General features: G+C 44.8%; 16 protein-coding genes. 15 read left to right on the plus strand and 1 reads right to left on the minus strand.

Going from position 1 to position 17,226, the window contains the following annotated elements:
• Window positions 1-16: 16 nt before the first annotated feature.
• From ABIN22_RS14980 to ABIN22_RS15025, 10 genes are all read left to right on the plus strand, one after another.
• Window positions 17-1,219: a BMP family lipoprotein gene (locus tag ABIN22_RS14980; protein WP_181368784.1), complete on the plus strand. Its 1,203-nt coding sequence runs from the start codon at window positions 17-19 to the stop codon at window positions 1,217-1,219.
• A gap of 21 nt (window positions 1,220-1,240) precedes the next feature.
• Window positions 1,241-2,791 (plus strand): ABC transporter ATP-binding protein, encoded by a 1,551-nt coding sequence (locus tag ABIN22_RS14985; RefSeq protein ID WP_346909672.1) that lies wholly within the window; start codon window positions 1,241-1,243, stop codon window positions 2,789-2,791.
• Window positions 2,784-3,854: an ABC transporter permease gene (locus ABIN22_RS14990; RefSeq protein ID WP_109732692.1), complete on the plus strand. Its 1,071-nt coding sequence runs from the start codon at window positions 2,784-2,786 to the stop codon at window positions 3,852-3,854. Before ABIN22_RS14985 ends, ABIN22_RS14990 begins: the two co-directional genes overlap by 8 nt.
• On the plus strand, window positions 3,854-4,771 hold the full coding sequence (locus ABIN22_RS14995; RefSeq protein ID WP_346909674.1) for an ABC transporter permease: 918 nt from the start codon (window positions 3,854-3,856) through the stop codon (window positions 4,769-4,771). The genes ABIN22_RS14990 and ABIN22_RS14995 overlap by 1 nt, the downstream gene beginning before the upstream one ends.
• Window positions 4,772-4,796: 25 nt before the next feature.
• On the plus strand, window positions 4,797-5,360 hold the full coding sequence (locus ABIN22_RS15000; RefSeq protein WP_109732690.1) for a cysteine hydrolase family protein: 564 nt from the start codon (window positions 4,797-4,799) through the stop codon (window positions 5,358-5,360).
• 25 nt (window positions 5,361-5,385) lie between these two features.
• Window positions 5,386-6,342 carry a carbohydrate kinase family protein gene (locus ABIN22_RS15005; RefSeq protein WP_346909677.1) on the plus strand — a complete coding sequence of 319 codons (957 nt, stop codon included), beginning with the start codon at window positions 5,386-5,388 and terminating at the stop codon, window positions 6,340-6,342.
• The gene (locus ABIN22_RS15010) at window positions 6,339-7,085 is read left to right on the plus strand and encodes a nucleoside phosphorylase (protein WP_109732688.1); all 747 of its coding nucleotides are present in this window, start codon (window positions 6,339-6,341) and stop codon (window positions 7,083-7,085) included. The genes ABIN22_RS15005 and ABIN22_RS15010 overlap by 4 nt, the downstream gene beginning before the upstream one ends.
• A 162-nt stretch (window positions 7,086-7,247) precedes the next feature.
• Entirely contained in the window at window positions 7,248-8,039 is a 792-nt protein-coding gene (locus tag ABIN22_RS15015; RefSeq protein ID WP_109732687.1) for a BtpA/SgcQ family protein, read from the plus strand.
• Window positions 8,040-8,061: 22 nt separating this feature from the next.
• A complete protein-coding gene (locus tag ABIN22_RS15020) occupies window positions 8,062-9,210 on the plus strand; it encodes an iron-containing alcohol dehydrogenase (protein ID WP_109732686.1) in 1,149 nt (382 codons plus the stop codon).
• Between the two features lie 2 nt (window positions 9,211-9,212).
• Window positions 9,213-9,926, plus strand: a complete 714-nt coding sequence (locus tag ABIN22_RS15025) for a tryptophan synthase subunit alpha (protein ID WP_109732685.1) — start codon at window positions 9,213-9,215, stop codon at window positions 9,924-9,926.
• Between the two features lie 48 nt (window positions 9,927-9,974).
• On the opposite strand, the gene ABIN22_RS15030 is transcribed toward ABIN22_RS15025, so the two are convergent.
• Complete coding sequence (locus ABIN22_RS15030) at window positions 9,975-11,426, minus strand: GntR family transcriptional regulator (protein WP_346909680.1); 1,452 nt, start codon at window positions 11,424-11,426, stop codon at window positions 9,975-9,977.
• 160 nt (window positions 11,427-11,586) lie between these two features.
• Here ABIN22_RS15030 and ABIN22_RS15035 point away from each other — a divergent pair, with 160 nt between their 5' ends.
• The 5 genes from ABIN22_RS15035 (at window position 11,587) to ABIN22_RS15055 (ending at window position 17,214) form a co-directional block, all read left to right on the plus strand.
• Window positions 11,587-12,993, plus strand: a complete 1,407-nt coding sequence (locus ABIN22_RS15035) for an EAL domain-containing protein (protein ID WP_118620406.1) — start codon at window positions 11,587-11,589, stop codon at window positions 12,991-12,993.
• A gap of 25 nt (window positions 12,994-13,018) precedes the next feature.
• Window positions 13,019-14,929, plus strand: coding sequence for a sensor domain-containing diguanylate cyclase (locus tag ABIN22_RS15040; protein ID WP_346909683.1), 1,911 nt, complete (start codon window positions 13,019-13,021; stop codon window positions 14,927-14,929).
• A 9-nt stretch (window positions 14,930-14,938) separates the two neighbouring features.
• Window positions 14,939-15,112 (plus strand): hypothetical protein, encoded by a 174-nt coding sequence (locus ABIN22_RS15045; protein ID WP_346909685.1) that lies wholly within the window; start codon window positions 14,939-14,941, stop codon window positions 15,110-15,112.
• A 148-nt stretch (window positions 15,113-15,260) separates the two neighbouring features.
• On the plus strand, window positions 15,261-16,298 hold the full coding sequence (locus ABIN22_RS15050) for an alcohol dehydrogenase catalytic domain-containing protein (protein ID WP_346909687.1): 1,038 nt from the start codon (window positions 15,261-15,263) through the stop codon (window positions 16,296-16,298).
• Window positions 16,299-16,371: 73 nt separating this feature from the next.
• Window positions 16,372-17,214, plus strand: coding sequence for a class I fructose-bisphosphate aldolase (locus tag ABIN22_RS15055; RefSeq protein ID WP_346909689.1), 843 nt, complete (start codon window positions 16,372-16,374; stop codon window positions 17,212-17,214).
• The last annotated feature ends 12 nt before the right edge of the window (window positions 17,215-17,226 follow it).

Consider the following 17,226-nt stretch of genomic DNA (forward strand, 5'->3'; position numbering starts at 1 on the left):
AAAAAGGAGGAACATTATGAAAAAAAGCAGAAAAGTGTTGAGTGTGTTATTAGCAGCGGCTATGACAGTAGGCTGTCTGACAGCCTGCGGCGGGGGAAGCAAGGACGAAAAGAGCGCGGACTCCGGCAAGAAAAGTGATGTGAAGATTGCAATCGTCTGTGATTCCGCAGGACAGAATGACAACGGTTACAATCAGACTGCAGTAGAAGGCGCTAAGAAAGCGGCTGATGAACTGGGAGTAGAGTACAAGGTAGTTGAGCCTACGAACGGAATCCCGGCTGCACTTGAGACACTGGCGGAAGATGGATACAATGTTATCTTTAACCTGGAATACGATTTCGATGCTTTGATTAAAGGAGTCGGCGGTTCAGAACCAATTGCAGAGATGTACCCGGATACAACATTTGTCTGTGTCAATGACAACCCGAACGTAGATGAGAGCGGCAATGTAATCCATGATAATGTCATTTGTGCACTGTTTGATGTGCATGAGGCTTCTTACATAGCAGGGGCACTCGGCGTACAGGTGCTTGAGAACAAAGATGTACTGTTCCCGGCTGAAAATTATAAGTTCACGGACCTTGACAAAGGCGGACGTGCAATCGGATTCGTAGGCGGAACCAATTCAAACGGTATCACAGTATTTTCTTACGGATTTGTTGAAGGAATCAACAAGGCAGCTGAAGACCTCGGAGTAAATTATGACTACTATGCAAAATATGATGCAGGATTCGCTGATCCGGCAACAGGAAGCACAGTGGCAGGAACTTATTATAACCAGGGGGCAAACCTCGTATACGCAGTAGCAGGAAGCGTTGGAGACGGTGTTGCATCTAAGGCAAAAGAAGACGGCAAGCTGGCAATCCACGTAGATGCAGACAAAGACGATATGCAGCCGGGATATATCCTGACAAGTGTTATTAAGAATACATCTGTTCCGGTATTTGATATCACAAAGGCATATGTGGACGGAAAAATCAATGACATTGACAGACTTCAGACATTCTCACTTGCATCAGGCGCAACAGATATCACAGACCTGACCCAGATCAAAAATGCTCTGGCTGATACAGATGAGGCACAGGCAAAATGGGATGAGATCATGACATACATTGATGACCTGAAGGCACAGATTGCTGATGGGACAATCAAGGTAACAAATGCACAGGTTGGCGAAGAATTCGACCCGGGCACATGCAAGAATGTAACAATTAAGTAAATAAGAAATGAGGGTACATAAATGAGCATGATAGAAGTGGTTGATCTGACAAAAAAGTTCGGCGATTTCACGGCTAATGATAAGATAAGCCTGAGTGTGGAAGAACAGGAAATCAAATGTATCGTCGGTGAGAACGGCGCCGGAAAGTCGACACTTATGAATATGCTCTACGGCTTATTGCAGCCAACCAGTGGGAAAATCCTGATCCGCGGCAAAGAGGTTCAGATGAACAGCCCCATTGATGCAATAGCAAATGGGATCGGTATGGTGCATCAGCATTTTAAGCTGGTGCCCAGCCTCACCGTGTATGAGAATATTTTGCTTGGTGTTGAGATAAAGAAGGGAAAATCCCCTTTTGTAGATTCAAAGACAGAGATTGAAAAGGTACAGAAGTTAATAGACGAATATCATTTTGAGTTAAATCCCCTCGATAAGATCGAGGATATCTCAGTAGGCGGAAGACAGAGGGTAGAGATTCTGAAGATGCTTTACCGTAATGTCGACATCCTGATACTGGATGAGCCTACGGCAGTGCTGACACCGCAGGAAGTAGATGACCTCATGGTCAGCCTGAAGAACATGAAGAACATGAAGAAACAGGGAAAGACGATTATTGTAATCACACATAAGCTGCGCGAGGTCATGGAATTAAGCGACAGCATTACCGTCATCAAGCAGGGGAAGGTCATCGGACATGTGAAGACGAAAGATACCAACGAGGCGGAGCTTGCACAGATGATGGTCGGAAGAAATGTTGTACTGACCGTAAATAATGAGAGAAAAGAACCAATAGCGGATGAAGTCATATATGAAGTGAAGGACCTGTCTACGATCAATGACTACGGAAAAGAAGTCGTATCTGAGATTTCCTTCAAAGTCCATAAAGGAGAAATACTGGGAGTAGCCGGTGTGGAAGGAAACGGACAGTCGGAGCTTGTAAAGCTGATGACCGGACTGATGGAGTCCACAAAGGGAACGGTAACATTTCTTGGAAAAGATGTGACCAATGACTGGCCGGCACAGCTCCGGAAATCCGGGGTTGGCATCATTCCGGAGGACCGTTATGCGCAGGGACTCTGCGGGGATATGAATATATCGGAGAACTGTATTGCAGGATACCACGGGAGTCCGGATGTCTGCAAAAGGGGGATCTTTGACCAGAAGGCCATCCGGGCAAAGAGGGACAAATACATCGAGGAATTTGATATCCGTATCGGCGACCTGAACGGGAATGTATCCAGCCTGTCAGGGGGAAATGCGCAGAAGATCATTGTTGCCAGAGAACTGTCTGCGGGCCCGAAGCTTCTGATTGCCTGTCAGCCTACCCGAGGTGTAGATATCGGTTCTATCGAATTTATCCACAAACAGATTTTAAAGTTCAGGGATGAGGGAAACGCTGTAATTCTGGTATCCAGTGAACTTTCAGAAATCTTAAGCCTTTCAGATAACATGATCGTTATGTATAAAGGGAAAATCTCCGGACGTGTTTGTCAGGATGAAGTGACGACGGCAAGTATCGGACTTCTGATGGCAGGTATCCAGCCGGGGGAAAAGGGGGCAGCTCATGAATAAAAAAGGAAATATTTTAAGGAATATAATCAATTCAGTCCTGCCGATTCTGCTGGCCTTTATTATCGGAGGAATTGTCATTGCATGCATCGGGGAGAATCCGCTGGAAACTTACTGGATACTTCTGAAAAAGTCATTTTTATCTTCCACGGGATTTATGAATACGCTCCACTATGCATCACCGCTGATCCTTACAGGTCTGGCAATCGCAGTGACGTTCAAAGCAAATCTCTATAACATGGGTGTGGAAGGCCAGATGCTGCTGGGTGGTTTCTTTGCAGGAATCGCGGGTGCGTATATTACCGGAATGAATCCGCTGGTACATAAAGTCATCTGTTTCGCAGTCGGTATCCTCTGCGGTATGGCGTTTGCCCTGATCCCGGCGCTTTTGAAGGCGAAGTGCAAGGTAAATGAGATGGTAGTAACGCTGATGCTGAACTACGCAATGGCAAAAGCACTGGAATACCTTTCCACAGGCGTTTTCCGTGACTTGAGCTCCGGTTATGTTGCGACACCGACCATTCAGGAGAGCGCGATGTTTTCCAGATTCGGGCGCTCCCGTCTGACAATGTTTTTTGTGATAGCGATTATTGTATTAATTATTATGTATATTGTGATGAAGAAATCAAAGCTTGGGTATGAGCTGACAGCAATCGGAAAGAATCCTGAATTTGCTGAGGCGGCCGGCATGAATGTGGCTAAGAAGACGATTATTCTGATGCTGATCAGCGGGGCTTTGGCAGGACTTGCCGGATCAGGCTATATGATGAGTGAACAGTTCAAGTATACATTAAGTTTTTCCGGAACACCGGGACTTGGCTGGGATGGTATGCTGATTGCACTTCTGGGCGGACATTCCCCGGGGGGAATCCTGATTGCGGCCATCTTCTATGCAGCATTAAAGACAGGAAGCGATAATATCAACATGTACACGAGTGTTCCGAAAGAAATTGTGGCACTGATCCAGGGACTGATCATCCTCTTCCTGGCGGTGAAATTCATCTCCGAGCGGACGAATTTTTCTTTCCGTAAGAAGAGTGCAAAGAAAAGGGAGGAGGCTGCATAATGGAACTGATTAACAACATTTTGTATGATACTGTGTATCACAGTACGCCGATTATCCTCTGCGTAATAGGTGGTATGTTCGCATATAAGGCGAACGTGCTGAATATCGCACTGGAAGGTATGATGCTAAACGGTGCATTCATTTCCACACTGGTAATGTTCTTTACCGGGAATCTGGCCCTGGCAGTTATTCTGGCGATTTTAAGTACACTGGTTTACGGACTGGTATTCTCTGTTATGGGCATTACTTATAAAGGAAATGTCATCGTCGTAGGTCTTGCCATCAACCTGATTGCCCCTGCGATTGCAGGTTTTGTCATGAAGATGATGGAGACGGCGAACATCAACCTGACGAATGTGAATATTGCGAAGTTTAAGATTAATATTCCGTTGATTAAAGATATCCCAATCATTGGGGCAATCTTAAGCGGCCATCCGCCGATCACGTATCTGGCATTTATCGGAATAGCCACGTTTGCAGTTCTGATGTATAAGACGAAGTTTGGAATCTATGTACGGGTTGTCGGTGAGAATGAAGATTCTGCGAAGAGCCTTGGTATCAAAACAAACTTTTATAAATATGCAGCAGTCCTGATCGGTGCCTTCTGCTGTGCTCTGGCAGGTGTGAACCTCTCGGTAGAGCGCCTCGGCCTTTATACCAATGATATGACGGCGGGCCGTGGTTTTATCGCAATCGCGGCAATCTACTGCGGACAGGGGAAACCGGTATTATCGTCACTCTATGCGATTTTGTTTGGTGTTGCGAGGTCACTGGCCGTAAACTTAAGTATCTATGCAGGACCGGCAGCAGGACTGTTCGATATCATTCCATATATCATCATGGTAACAGTGCTTGCGGTAGTTTCAATCGTGAAATACAAAAATGTCAAGGTGCGCGGATTTAAGAATGAACTTTAAATGTAAAAAGAATGGAGGGGCATGTATGGGAAAGACAGCACTGCTGATCGTGGATATGGTAAAGGATTTTACGGACCCGGACGGACTTGTATTTTACCCGCAGAACCGGGAAATCCTGCCGAAGATCAAACGGGTTTTAGATAAGTGCAGAGAAAAGGATGTACTTGTTGTATATCTCCAGCACTGCAACCGGAAGGGGAAATTCGACAGAAAAGCGGCAGCCATGCGTCCGAACTGCATCGAAGGCAGCGGCGGGGAGGAGATCGACCCGATGCTTCCTGTAGAGGAGTCTGACTATGTGATTAAAAAAAGGCGGTACAGCGGATTTTTTGCAACAGACCTTGACCTTGTCCTCAGAGAAAATGATGTGAAAAATGTGATTATTGTGGGCACGAAAACGAACTGCTGCATCAGGGCTACCGTTACGGATGCATTTTATCTCGATTATGAGGGATACGTAATCAGTGACTGTGTGGCAACGAATTCGGAGACTGTCAATCGTGTACATCTGGAGGATATTGATAAATATCTGGGTCATGTGATTGACAGTGAGACATTATTTAAAATGCTGGATGAGGGCACCTTATAATGCCTGCAGGAAAGGAATAACAAGTATGAAAGAGTATGACGTGATAACCAGTGGATATGTCAGCATGGACCATATCATTAAAATAGCCTCGCCTGCGAAGATCGGCTTTACTTCTCTGGTTACAAATAAAAACAACAGCCAGATCCAGTACGGCGGCTGTTCCGTCAATATCGCCTATGCGCTGTGCAGGCTGGGGAAGAAGTCCCTTCCGGTCCTGCGGGTGGGCGGCGACTATGAAAGCAATGGTTTTAAAAAGTTTCTGGAAGACGGCGGCGTGCCTCTGGATGGGATTTCTGTTTTAGAGGATGAGATTACTTCCATATGCTATCTTCTGCAGGATAACAATAACGACCATATCACGATTTTCTATCCGGGGTCAATGGATGGGAAGTTTGCGGGGGAGATGGATGATGCCCTGTTTGAGAATGCGAAGCTCGGGGTTATCACGGTCGCTTCCAGACAGGATAACGAAGTGTTTTTCAGGAAATGCAGGGAGTACAATGTGCCGGTGGTATTCGGGATGAAAGACGATTTTGATGCATTTCCGGAGGAATTCTTAAAGGAACTGCTCACGGGCAGCAGGATCATTTTTACAAACGAAGTAGAGCGCGGCATTATTGAGGAACTGTATGGATTTAAAGATATTACAGAGCTCTTTGAGATCGGTGAGGTGGACATCATCGTAACGACGATGGGCAAGGACGGCAGCATCTGCTATGAGAGGACGAAAGACGGAGTAAAGATTGAACAGATCGGAATCTGCCCGGTAGAGCATGTGGTAGACGCGACAGGGTCCGGCGACTCCTATATGGCGGGATTCCTCTATGGGTACCTGAACGGTGAGACACCGAAGGAATGCTGTGTTATGGGAAGCGTGCTGTCCTGGTTTGTTCTGCAGAAAGAAGGCTGCTGTACAAACCTGCCGGCGGAAGACTCATTTTTAGAGAAATACAGACAGGTGAAAAAGGGAGGACAGTCATGAGTACATTATATTTAGGGGCTGATAAGTCCAATATATCAAAATATGTATTATTTTCCGGGGACCCCTGGAGAGTAGAAGTACTGAAGCAATATCTGGATGATCCGCAGAAGGTGGCATTCAAGAGAGAATTCAACACCTACACCGGAACATACAAAGGTGTGCAGATCACAGTAACCAGTACTGGGATAGGAGCCCCGTCCGCAGCAATCGCGATGGAGGAAATGTACGAATCCGGTATGGAAGTGGCAGTGCGCATGGGAACCGTCATGGCGCTTCAGGATGACATGCTCGGGAAATTCGTTATCCCGATTGCCGCAATGAGAAGAGAAGGAACCAGTTCATCCTACGTGGACATGACATATCCGGCCGTTGCAGATATCGATCTGGTAAACTGCATGAACCAGACCGTAACCGACATGGGGGCCGAATACCGAAACGGCCTGAACTGCACAATGGACGGATTCTACAGTAAGATGCATGATTCCCGGTTCTCACTCGAGTGGGGACGCGACATGACAGAGACATTCGAAGAACTGAAGAAGCTGAAAGTAACAGGGATTGACATGGAATCCTCCTGTATGCTCACAGTCGGAAGGCTCATGGGAGTCAGGACATGCGTCGTAACAATGACAACCGTACTGGAGAACCTGAAAGAAACACTTCAGGGGCAGGCACGGACAGATGCAGAAGACCTGCTCTGTCGCGTAGCATTAGAGGGGATTTATAGGTTCAGTTGTTCATAGGGGTCAGACCCCTTTGCGGACCGTATACCGGCAATTCTGACAATTCGGGTGAAAAACGTACTTTCTCGTGGGACTGAGGCCGAATTGTTTAAATTACATATTCAATAATTTGATTAAAAAGAAGTTTAAAAGAAAGGTTAAAGGAAGGAAAGGTGACAGACGATGAGTAGTCAGGAAATTTTAAGGGTTGGGGACACGACAGTGATTGGTATGGTACATTGCCTTCCGTTGCCCGGAACTGCAGGATTTGACGGGGACTTTGATAAGATTATAGATCATGCGGTCAGGGATGCCATTACATTGGAGAAAGCGGGAGTTGATGCGCTGATTGTGGAAAATATGGGGGATACTCCGTTTACTGCGCTGTTGTCAACTGCTCAGGTTGCGGCCCTGTCGGCTGCGGCATATGCAGTAAGGCAGAGTGTGAAGATTCCGATTGGGATTGATGCGGCGTTCAATGACTGCAAGGCATCGCTTTCGATCGCGGGTATGGCAGGAGCTGATTTTGTCAGGATTCCGGTATTTGTCGATACGGTTGTGTTTACGGACGGAATTATCAATCCGGTTGCGAAAGAATGTATTGACTTTAGAAAACAGCTCGGTCTGGAGCACGTTAAGATTCTGGCCGATGTTCAGGTGAAGCATGCACATATGCTGCTTCCGTACATCACAATCGAACAGTCCGCAAAAGAAGCGGCTGACAACGGGGCAGACGGAATTATCGTAACGGGAAGTGTAATCGGTGAGGAAACACCTCTCGATATGATTGCTCGTGTAAAAAAGGTTGTGAAGGTTCCGGTACTTGCAGGAAGCGGCGTCAAGGCTTCCAATATTAAGGCACAGATGGAGACGGCAGACGGCGCAATCATTGGTTCCAGCCTGAAAGAGGGCGGGATCCTGACGAACCCGATTTCCTACGATCTGGTCAAGGAAGTTATGGACGGACTGAAATAAAAAGAAAAGAGGATGATTTATTATGATGAGACCAATGAAATTAGCAGGAAGCCAGCTTATGTTCGGTGAAGGCTGCCTGGAACATATAAAAGCTTTAAACACAAAGAAAACTTCTATTGTAATCGGCGGAAGCAGTATGGTAAAAAGCGGAATTCTTGACAAAGTAAAAGGATACCTCTCAGAAATCAATGCCGAATCACAGGTGATCGAAGGGGTAGAACCGGACCCGTCTTTCGCGACTGTTATGCGCGGTGCAAAAGAAATGCTTACATTTGGGCCGGACCTGATTATCGCACTGGGCGGCGGCTCTGTCATGGACGCGGCCAAGACGATGTGGGTATATTACGAGCATCCCGAGCTGGATTCTCTGGAAGCAATCCTTCCTCCGAATGAATTCCCGAAACTGAGGGAAAAAGCCCTTTTCTGCTGTATCCCGTCCACGGCCGGGACTGCAAGCGAAGTATCCCGTTCTGTTGTAATTTCCGATACAGAAACCGGAATCAAGCATGGTGTCGGAAACATGGAAATGATGCCGGACATCGCAATCTGCGATCCTGAGGTGACTCGTTCCATGCCGCCAAGAATCACGGCAGAGACAGGAATGGATGCATTGACACATGCCCTGGAAGCACTTGCGTCAACTCGTGCAAACTATCTGGGCAACATTTTGGCAACGCAGGCGGCTCTCGATATTATGGAGAACCTTCCGAAGGCATTCAAAGACGGCAATGACATGGTGGCAAGGGAAATTATGCTGAACGCATCCATGACAGCAGGAATCGCATTTACAAATGTATCCCTCGGAATCGTACATTCAATGGCACATACACTGGGTAGTTATTTCCATACCGCCCACGGTCTGGGAGATGCGATGCTGCTTCCATACATCATCCGCTATAATACAGGCGATGAGAGGGCTGCGGGCATTTATAAGGAATTCGCCGCAAAAGCAGGCGGGGAAGATCTGGCAGTCATGGTAGAAGAACTGAACAAAGAATTAAACATCCCGTCTTCATTCAAAGAAATTATACCGGACGAGGATAAATACATGTCCATTCTGGAAGAAATGGCAGAGATGGCAAAGGCTGACGGCTGCACCAAAACAAACCCGATCATCCCGACCATTGAAGAATTCAAAGAATTATTTATTAAGGCATATAAAGGAGAATAAATATGGAGATTATATTATACTTATCCAACGGCTATCCGACACTGGAAAGCAGCTTTTCAACAGCAATCGAATATGCAGACGCAGGGTGCCGCATGATGGAGATCGACTTTCCGTCCAGGGACCCATATCTGGAAGGCGATTATATAGCAGACAGAATGGCAAAAGCGCTGGAAGTCTGTGATGACTATGAAAAATATATGGAAAGCATGGTTCGCCTCAAGGAACGGCTTCCGGAAGTACACTTCCTCGTTCTTGCGTATGAGAACACTGTGGAGGAAATTGGAGCAGACCGCTTTATACAGTTCTGCCGGGAAAATGATTTCGAGGATGTTCTCCTTGTCGGCCTGAAAGATGAGAAAATCAAAAACCAGATTATGGAGGGCGGACTGAAAGTTTCCTGTTATGTACAGTTCCATATGCTCCCCGAAGAAATTGAGTCTGCAAAAGCATCGAACGGATTCGTATATATGCAGGCAAAACCAAACGGAAATATCAACCCGGACTACCCGACACTGGAATCATGTATAAAGCATTTAAGAGACTGCGGAATCGAGCGCCCGATCTACTGCGGCGTTGGTGTGCATGCTCCGGAGGATGTAAAAATGGTAAAAGACGCGGGCGGCGATGCTGCTTTTGTAGGCAGTACAATTTTAAAGCTGCATGAAGACGTACCGGCTATGAAAGATATGATCCGCAGATATAAGGCTCAATGCTAAAAATACGGGGCATCGTGATTCGAGAGAATCGCGGTGTCCCGTATAAATTTAAGGTGTTATGATTTTCTGTGCTTCCGAAAGTCCGCACTTTACCATATAATCACGTACATAGGTCAAAATATGGCAATAGCATTGTGACAGGTTAGAAGAAAATTCATGCACGTTCCCATCACAGAGACTCCTAAACGCGGCTTTGGCTGTCAGGGTAAAGGCTTCATCGCTTGAAGGTCCGTCATAAAACATGGAGTAATAATATCCTCCGATAATCAGCTCACCGATACTTTCCAATATAATTTTTAACGGCGGCAGTGTCTGGTTGTCAATAATGCATTGAATCATCCCTTCAAAAAGGATAAAATCCGGGTGATCCATCCGGCAAAGCAGATTGTCTGTATCGGCTTTCGTAATATGTGGAAATGCCAGAGCCGAAGCGGGTTTGATAAGAATTGCCATAAGCTGTAAACCACTCAGATACAGCATGGTTTCCAACTTTAAAGTCTTGTTTTTCATACACTGTATAATTGATTCATCTTCCTGCCAGACAATCATGGTGCCTTTAGCGTTAAATGTTTTGGCAAAACCGATCTCGTTTAACATAGCCAGTGCCCTGCGTACTGTGGAAACACAGACTTGGTAATTCTTAGCCAGCACTGCTTCAGGTGGCAGATAAGATCCTGCGGGGTACATGCCGGCACCGATTTTATCAATCAGGTCACGCACAATCTGGATATAGAAAGCATTTCTTTCATACCACACGTCAAAAGTAAAATCAGTGGAATCCCTTTCCGTGATATCGGGGAACTCCCGGGACAGGCGTCCGAGCTGATGCCGGATTCCATGCCTGACAGCTTCATACATTACTTCAAGACGTTTCTCAATTTCTGGGACATCCCGGTTAAGAAGCGCTTCCATAGGCCGTTTCACGCCGTCAAATTCGGGATGGGACATCGAGAGGTCTTTTAATTCATTAAAATTTTGTAAGAGCGGTATTTTCGCATATAGCTCAAGACTCGTATATAAATCTCCCAGTAAAAGATTGTTTGAACACTTTAGCAGATCGTACAAAAATGATAAAAAGGTTTTTGTTTTGGCAGCAGGCCTTTTCCTGTCCAGATTTTTATATATGGTCTTCCATTTTCCCAGATCATAATCGCTGCATGCACGGGCTGAGAACGAAAGTAGGGAAGGCATGATCAGGAACATGGTGTCGGCGACATCTAATATACATGTTTTATATTCCAATATGGACTGGACGGCCGCATTTTTATTTGTATTTAATTCGTTATAAATGACGACAGCGGGTTTCCGTTCTTCTGTACGGATATATCCCTCCATTTTCAGACGGGCCATCACATCTTTGACCGTGCGGATTCCGACATGGTAAGAGTCACACAGAATCCTCATAGAGGGGAGGTGGGTTCCGTAAGGCAGACGCTGCGTTACGATTTGCTCATGAAGGTCGTTGTAGACGCGCTCGAATAAAGTTTGTTTCATTTTCATGCTAAAGTACTCCCTGTTACGGTATATTTTTATTATTGTAAAATATAAACAGGGAAAAATCAATGGTAGTCAGCTATATGTATACGTGCACAGATTTTGTGTTGGATTTTATAATCTGCCGTGATAAAATAAAATCACAATTTAGGCAGGGTGGATCAAAATGGGACTAAATAATCTATATCTTTTAAATACTGTCATTGCCGGAATCGGCATCGCATTTCTTCTCATACTGGGCTGCATCGTTTATATCAGCAGGAAAAACCGGAAGGCATTGTTAAAGATGGCCTTTACAGATCCCTTAACAGAGGGAAATAATATCAATGCCTTCCAATTAAAATGCAGGCAGCTATTGAAACACAGTGCTCCTTGCACTTATTCTATTGTGTTTATTAATATCCGGGGCTTTAAGCACATTAACGAGAATTTTGGGACGGAAGCGGGGAATGAAACGCTCAAATATATTTATACTGTGATTGAACGTCATCTGCAGGAAGATGAAATTGTGGCCAGAGGTGAAACAGATCATTTTTTCCTGTGCCTGCATGAGAATAGGAAGGGACAGGTGCATTCAAGGCTGGAGGAAATCGTCAATGATATTGCTTCTTTTAACGGGAGGGAAAATGTTCATTATATAATCAATCTGGCACAGGGGGTATACATTGTTGAGGAGCCGGAACTGGATATCAAAATTATAGTCGGAAGGGCAATTGCAGCCTGTGAACACCAGACAGGGGAGGAAATCTGCGCCTTTTTCAATAATCAATTAGTCATCAAAATGAACCGGGAGGCTGAATTAAACGGGTTATTCGAGGAATCGATCCAAAACCATGATTTCCAGATTTACCTTCAGCCCAAGATCCGTCTGGAGAATCAGATGCTGGGCGGGGCAGAGGCACTGGTCAGGTGGATTCATCCGGAACGTGGTATGATTTATCCTTCAGATTTTATTCCCCTGTTTGAGTCAAATGGTAAAATATGTACATTAGATATTTATATGTTTGAGGAGGTATGTAAGTTAGTACAACGGTGGTTCAAAGAGAAGAAAACGGTCATTCCTATCTCTGTAAATCTGTCAAGACTCCACATGAAGAATCCTGATTTTCTGAAAGAATTTGTGGCAATAAAGGAAAAATACCAGATTCCAGATGGAATCATTGAATTTGAGATGCTCGAATCGGTGTTTTTTGATACACAGCAGATTATTCTGGTAAAGAAAGTAATACAGGACATGCATAAACATGGTTTTCTATGTTCTTTGGATGATTTTGGTTTTGGATACTCCTCCCTTGCACTACTAAACGAGTTTGATGTAGATACAATTAAGTTGGACAGACAGTTTTTTGCCGATACAATGAATGAGAAATCATGGAAAATTATATCCAGTCTTGTCAGGCTTGCCGATTCATTAAATATTTCTGTTGTAGCAGAAGGGATTGAGACAAAGGAACAACTCACCTGTCTGCGAGAGATAAAATGCGGTATGGTTCAGGGGTATATCTATTCAAAACCACTTTCTATCGATGTTTTTGAAAACTGGTCTGTTAATTTTGGGAAAACCTCTATATAATGGTTTTATGAGGAGGAATTGCAGATTGAAAAAAAGTATAACAAAAGCATTGATTATCGTTATTTCTATCGTTATGCTGTTTACTTTGCTTATAAATTATGTGCTTCGGATCCAGCTTATCCACAGCAATGTAGAAGAGAAATCTGCAGATTTATTCTGGCAGATTGAGAATATGATAAAGAAGAATGAGCAGGATCTGGCACAGATCAAATCTGATTTCGCGGATGACTGTCTGATACGGGCGCGGATGGCTGCTTATGTGGCGCAGCATTATCCCGAAGTGATTAACAGCCGGGAGGAAGCGATAGGGGTAGCAGAATTATTACAGGTTGATGAGATCCATTTTTTTAATACAGAAGGTGAAATATATGCCGGCACACATCCGGAATATTACCATTACAACTTTAACTCAGGAGAGCAGATGAAGTTTTTTCTCCCGATGCTGGAAGACCACTCACTTGAATTGTGTCAGGATATAACCCCGAACACGGCAGAACAAAAGCTGATGCAGTATGCGGCGGTGTGGATGGAGGATGGCAGCGGAATCGTACAGATTGGGCTGGAGCCACAAAGAGTTTTGAAGGCAATGGAGGGCAGAACCTTTTCATCGGTCTTTTCCCTGATTCCGACCGACAGCGCAACGGTATTGTATGCAATTGATCCTGACAGTTATGAAATTGTCAGCTGTACTGCCCCCGAATACATAGGAAAGAATGCGGAAGAACTGGGGCTGGAGCTGGATGGCCATTCAGGTAAATTAACCGTTGCCCACCCGACCATTGATGGCAGGAAAAATTACTGCGCCATCAAGGATTCGGATTCCCTGATTCTGGCAAGAACCTATCTGGAATCGTCACTGTATAAGCAGGTGCTGACAGACACATGGCTCTTAGCTACTGATATTGTATTCTTGTCTGTACTTGCAATCATTTTTATTTATATTTATTTAGACCGGAAAATTGTAAAAGGGATCATCGCTATTAATAAAAAATTATATGAAATCGAACAGGGCGGTACCGATATCCTGTTCAGTGAAGATGCGGTTCCTGAGCTGGCCGAACTCAGTACCCATATTAATGCAATGTTAAAGAGTGTATTGAGTTCCACTAAAAAGATGTCTATCGCGTTAGAACTGTCAAGGATTCCGATTGGTCTCTATGAATATACTCCGGGTTCTAAACGTGTTGTGGCAACCAGCCGGGTCAGGGATATACTGATGCTGACAGATGAAGAGTATAACTATATATTGGGGCACCCGGAACTGATTCCCCAAAAAGAACAACAGCTTAAGAAAAATGCATTACACCAGTCAGATAATATCTATAGACTGCCGGGAACTGTAGAACGGTATGTCAGGTTTGAGGAGTTTACATACGAAGAAAGTAATCTGGCTATTTTGATTGATGTAACACAGGAAGTACGGGAAAAGCGGCATATCGAGCAGGAACGGGATATCGAGTCGCTGACCGGATTGTTTAACAGGCGGGCATTCTATGCAAAAATGGATGAAATTTTCATGAATGGAAAGCCGCTGAATTATAGTGCATTGATCATGATAGATGCTGACAAGCTGAAAGAAACAAATGATCTTTACGGGCACAGAGGCGGTGACCTGTACCTGAAAAAAATAGCCGGGGTGATTGAAACATATCATCACGGCAATGCGGTTGCTGCTCGTCTGGGAGGAGATGAATTCGTATTGTGCATATATGACTGTCCTGACAAAGGCGAGATTGACAGTATTATTAAAGATATAACTGCCGACCAGGACGGGTATACCGTAGCATTGGATGATCATGTAGAGATTACCGTCCATTTTTCTATGGGGTACGCTTTATATCCGGAAGAGGGGGATAATTACCACTCTTTGCTGGAGCTTGCCGATGAGAGAATGTATCAGAATAAAAAGACGCGGAACGGGCCGTTGGTCCGTTAGAAGTTATATATGGACAGGATGGTAAATATATTCCCGCCGGAAATTCCATTGTCGTTGAGGCATGGATACCGGCGGGGATTTTTCTTTATAGAAATAATAGTGAAAAAAAGTTACAGAAATATCAAGTGTATTGGAAAACATAAATCAAGAAAATCAAAATATATTTTCAAAAACAAAAATTGATAATTGTTATAACTGCTTAATGCTCGGCGATATTCACAAAAAGAAAGTCTTATATTTGAAAATTATTTACAAAAATAAAAATAAGTATTGAAAATATTTTTCAGAAGTGATATGATTCAATCAACCTAAGAAAAAGGAGTGAATAACCATGAGAGCAGTTGTACTAAATGGACCAAACGACTTTGCACCCACAGATCTGCCAAAGCCGGCCATCGGTGAAAATGAGATGCTTATGGAGATGAAGAAAGCGGCTGTCTGCGGAACTGATATGAGAATTCTGACAGGAGCGAAGACGAAAGGTGTCCGCTATCCATCCGTAATCGGACATGAGATGTGCGGAGTGATTTCAGAAGTAGGTAAGAATGTTGCCGGATTCCAGGCTGGTGATAAAGTTTCGATCGCAAATGTAATACCGTGTGGATCCTGCCCGGCCTGTCTGGAAGGCAGAGAGAACGCCTGTATGAACCGAAAGGCCATCGGATACGAATTCAATGGTGGATTTGAGGAATATGTACTAATACCGGAGATTGCAATTAAAAGCGGCAATGTCATCAAGCTTCCTGAACATGTATCGTTCACGGCCGGGGCATTAATCGAACCGCTGGCATGCTGCATCAGGGGATTGAAAAATGCAGGAACAGGATTCAATGATACAGTTCTTATCGTCGGAGCGGGACCGATCGGGCTGATGCATATGCAGCTGTCGAGGATCGCAGGAGCTAAACAGGTAATCGTTAGTGAGCCAAATGGAATGAGAAGACAGGCTGCGGTAGAACTGGGAGCGGACAAGGTGGTCGACCCGGTATCAGAGGATCTGGAACAGATCGTAAAAGATGCCACGAACGACATGGGAGCGGATGTCATTGTCATGGCAATCGGTGTGCCGTCACTTGTGAACTCCACATTGAAGCTTTGTAAAAAAGGCGGGACAGTCAATCTGTTTGCGGGATTTGCCGGGACAGGGGAATGCAGCATAGAAGTGAATACGATCCACTATAATGAAATCAATGTAAACGGAAGTACTGCATATAAGAGGGCGGACTATCTGGAAGCTGCGGATATGGTAATTGGAGGAAAGATTAATCTCGATAAAATTGCGACACATACCTTCAAAATAGACGAGTTCCAGGAAGCATACGAATTATGCAGGAGCGGCAAAGGGCTCAAGGTTATGATCGAACCATAAGTGGAAATATTATTATTTTCCACTTGAAACGAAATAAAACATAAACTAATATCAATTAAAGGAGATTAAAATTATGGCAATGTTAGGAAAAGAAGTAAGAATGAGCAGACTGGTTAATCCAAAGAGTAAGAAAATGATGGCAATCACAGTTGACCATGCTATTTCAAGGGGGATTGCCCCGATGACGGGGCTTCATCAGATTCAGGATACGATCGATAAGATCATTGTTGGAAAACCGGATGCCATGACAATGACAAAGGGCATCGCAGAGCACTGTATGTGGAACCATGCCGGAGATGTTGCAATGCTGATGAAAATTTCAAACTATTCACCGGTAGCGCCTACGATGGATACCATTTTTGGAACAGTTGATGAAGCAATCCGCATGGGGGCCGACGCAGTCTCAATGGGAGCTATGACATTAGGAGATTTTCAGGGTGAACAGTTTGAAGCGATCGGACAGTTTTCAGAAGAATGCATGAGAAAAGGCATGCCGCTGATAGGCCATGTGTATCCAAAGGGAGAGAGTGTTCCGGTTGATCAGAGGGCGTCATGGGAAAATATTGCGTACTGTGTAAGAAGTGCTTGTGAACTTGGGATGGATATCGTTAAGACTACATATACGGGAGACCCGGACAGCATGGCGAAAGTAGTGGCCTGCGTACCGTCTACATTCCGAATCGTCATTCAGGGCGGTGATGCATGCAAGACACTGGATGATTATCTGCACATGACAAGAGAAGCAATGGACTGCGGAGTCGGCGGTGTCACAATGGGAAGATTTGTATGGGATTATAAGGACGTAACAGCACTTGTTATTGCACTCCGCTACATCATCCACGAGGGATACAGTGTGAAAGAGGCAAAAGAATTGCTTGCCCAGCTGGAGAATGACAAGAACTACGATGAATTTTAGTAAAGGTGTCTG

The sequence above is a fragment of the Faecalicatena orotica genome, assembly GCF_905197545.1.
Classification (GTDB): domain Bacteria; phylum Bacillota; class Clostridia; order Lachnospirales; family Lachnospiraceae; genus Faecalicatena_A; species Faecalicatena_A orotica.

Coding starts and splice junctions, on each gene's coding strand:
- ABIN22_RS14980 (WP_181368784.1), top strand. CDS start 17: ATGAAAAAAAGCAGAAAAGTGTTGAGTGTGTTATTAGCAGCGGCTATG.
- ABIN22_RS14985 (WP_346909672.1), top strand. CDS start 1,241: ATGAGCATGATAGAAGTGGTTGATCTGACAAAAAAGTTCGGCGATTTC.
- ABIN22_RS14990 (WP_109732692.1), top strand. CDS start 2,784: ATGAATAAAAAAGGAAATATTTTAAGGAATATAATCAATTCAGTCCTG.
- ABIN22_RS14995 (WP_346909674.1), top strand. CDS start 3,854: ATGGAACTGATTAACAACATTTTGTATGATACTGTGTATCACAGTACG.
- ABIN22_RS15000 (WP_109732690.1), top strand. CDS start 4,797: ATGGGAAAGACAGCACTGCTGATCGTGGATATGGTAAAGGATTTTACG.
- ABIN22_RS15005 (WP_346909677.1), top strand. CDS start 5,386: ATGAAAGAGTATGACGTGATAACCAGTGGATATGTCAGCATGGACCAT.
- ABIN22_RS15010 (WP_109732688.1), top strand. CDS start 6,339: ATGAGTACATTATATTTAGGGGCTGATAAGTCCAATATATCAAAATAT.
- ABIN22_RS15015 (WP_109732687.1), top strand. CDS start 7,248: ATGAGTAGTCAGGAAATTTTAAGGGTTGGGGACACGACAGTGATTGGT.
- ABIN22_RS15020 (WP_109732686.1), top strand. CDS start 8,062: ATGATGAGACCAATGAAATTAGCAGGAAGCCAGCTTATGTTCGGTGAA.
- ABIN22_RS15025 (WP_109732685.1), top strand. CDS start 9,213: ATGGAGATTATATTATACTTATCCAACGGCTATCCGACACTGGAAAGC.
- ABIN22_RS15030 (WP_346909680.1), bottom strand. CDS start 11,426: ATGAAAATGAAACAAACTTTATTCGAGCGCGTCTACAACGACCTTCAT.
- ABIN22_RS15035 (WP_118620406.1), top strand. CDS start 11,587: ATGGGACTAAATAATCTATATCTTTTAAATACTGTCATTGCCGGAATC.
- ABIN22_RS15045 (WP_346909685.1), top strand. CDS start 14,939: ATGGACAGGATGGTAAATATATTCCCGCCGGAAATTCCATTGTCGTTG.
- ABIN22_RS15050 (WP_346909687.1), top strand. CDS start 15,261: ATGAGAGCAGTTGTACTAAATGGACCAAACGACTTTGCACCCACAGAT.
- ABIN22_RS15055 (WP_346909689.1), top strand. CDS start 16,372: ATGGCAATGTTAGGAAAAGAAGTAAGAATGAGCAGACTGGTTAATCCA.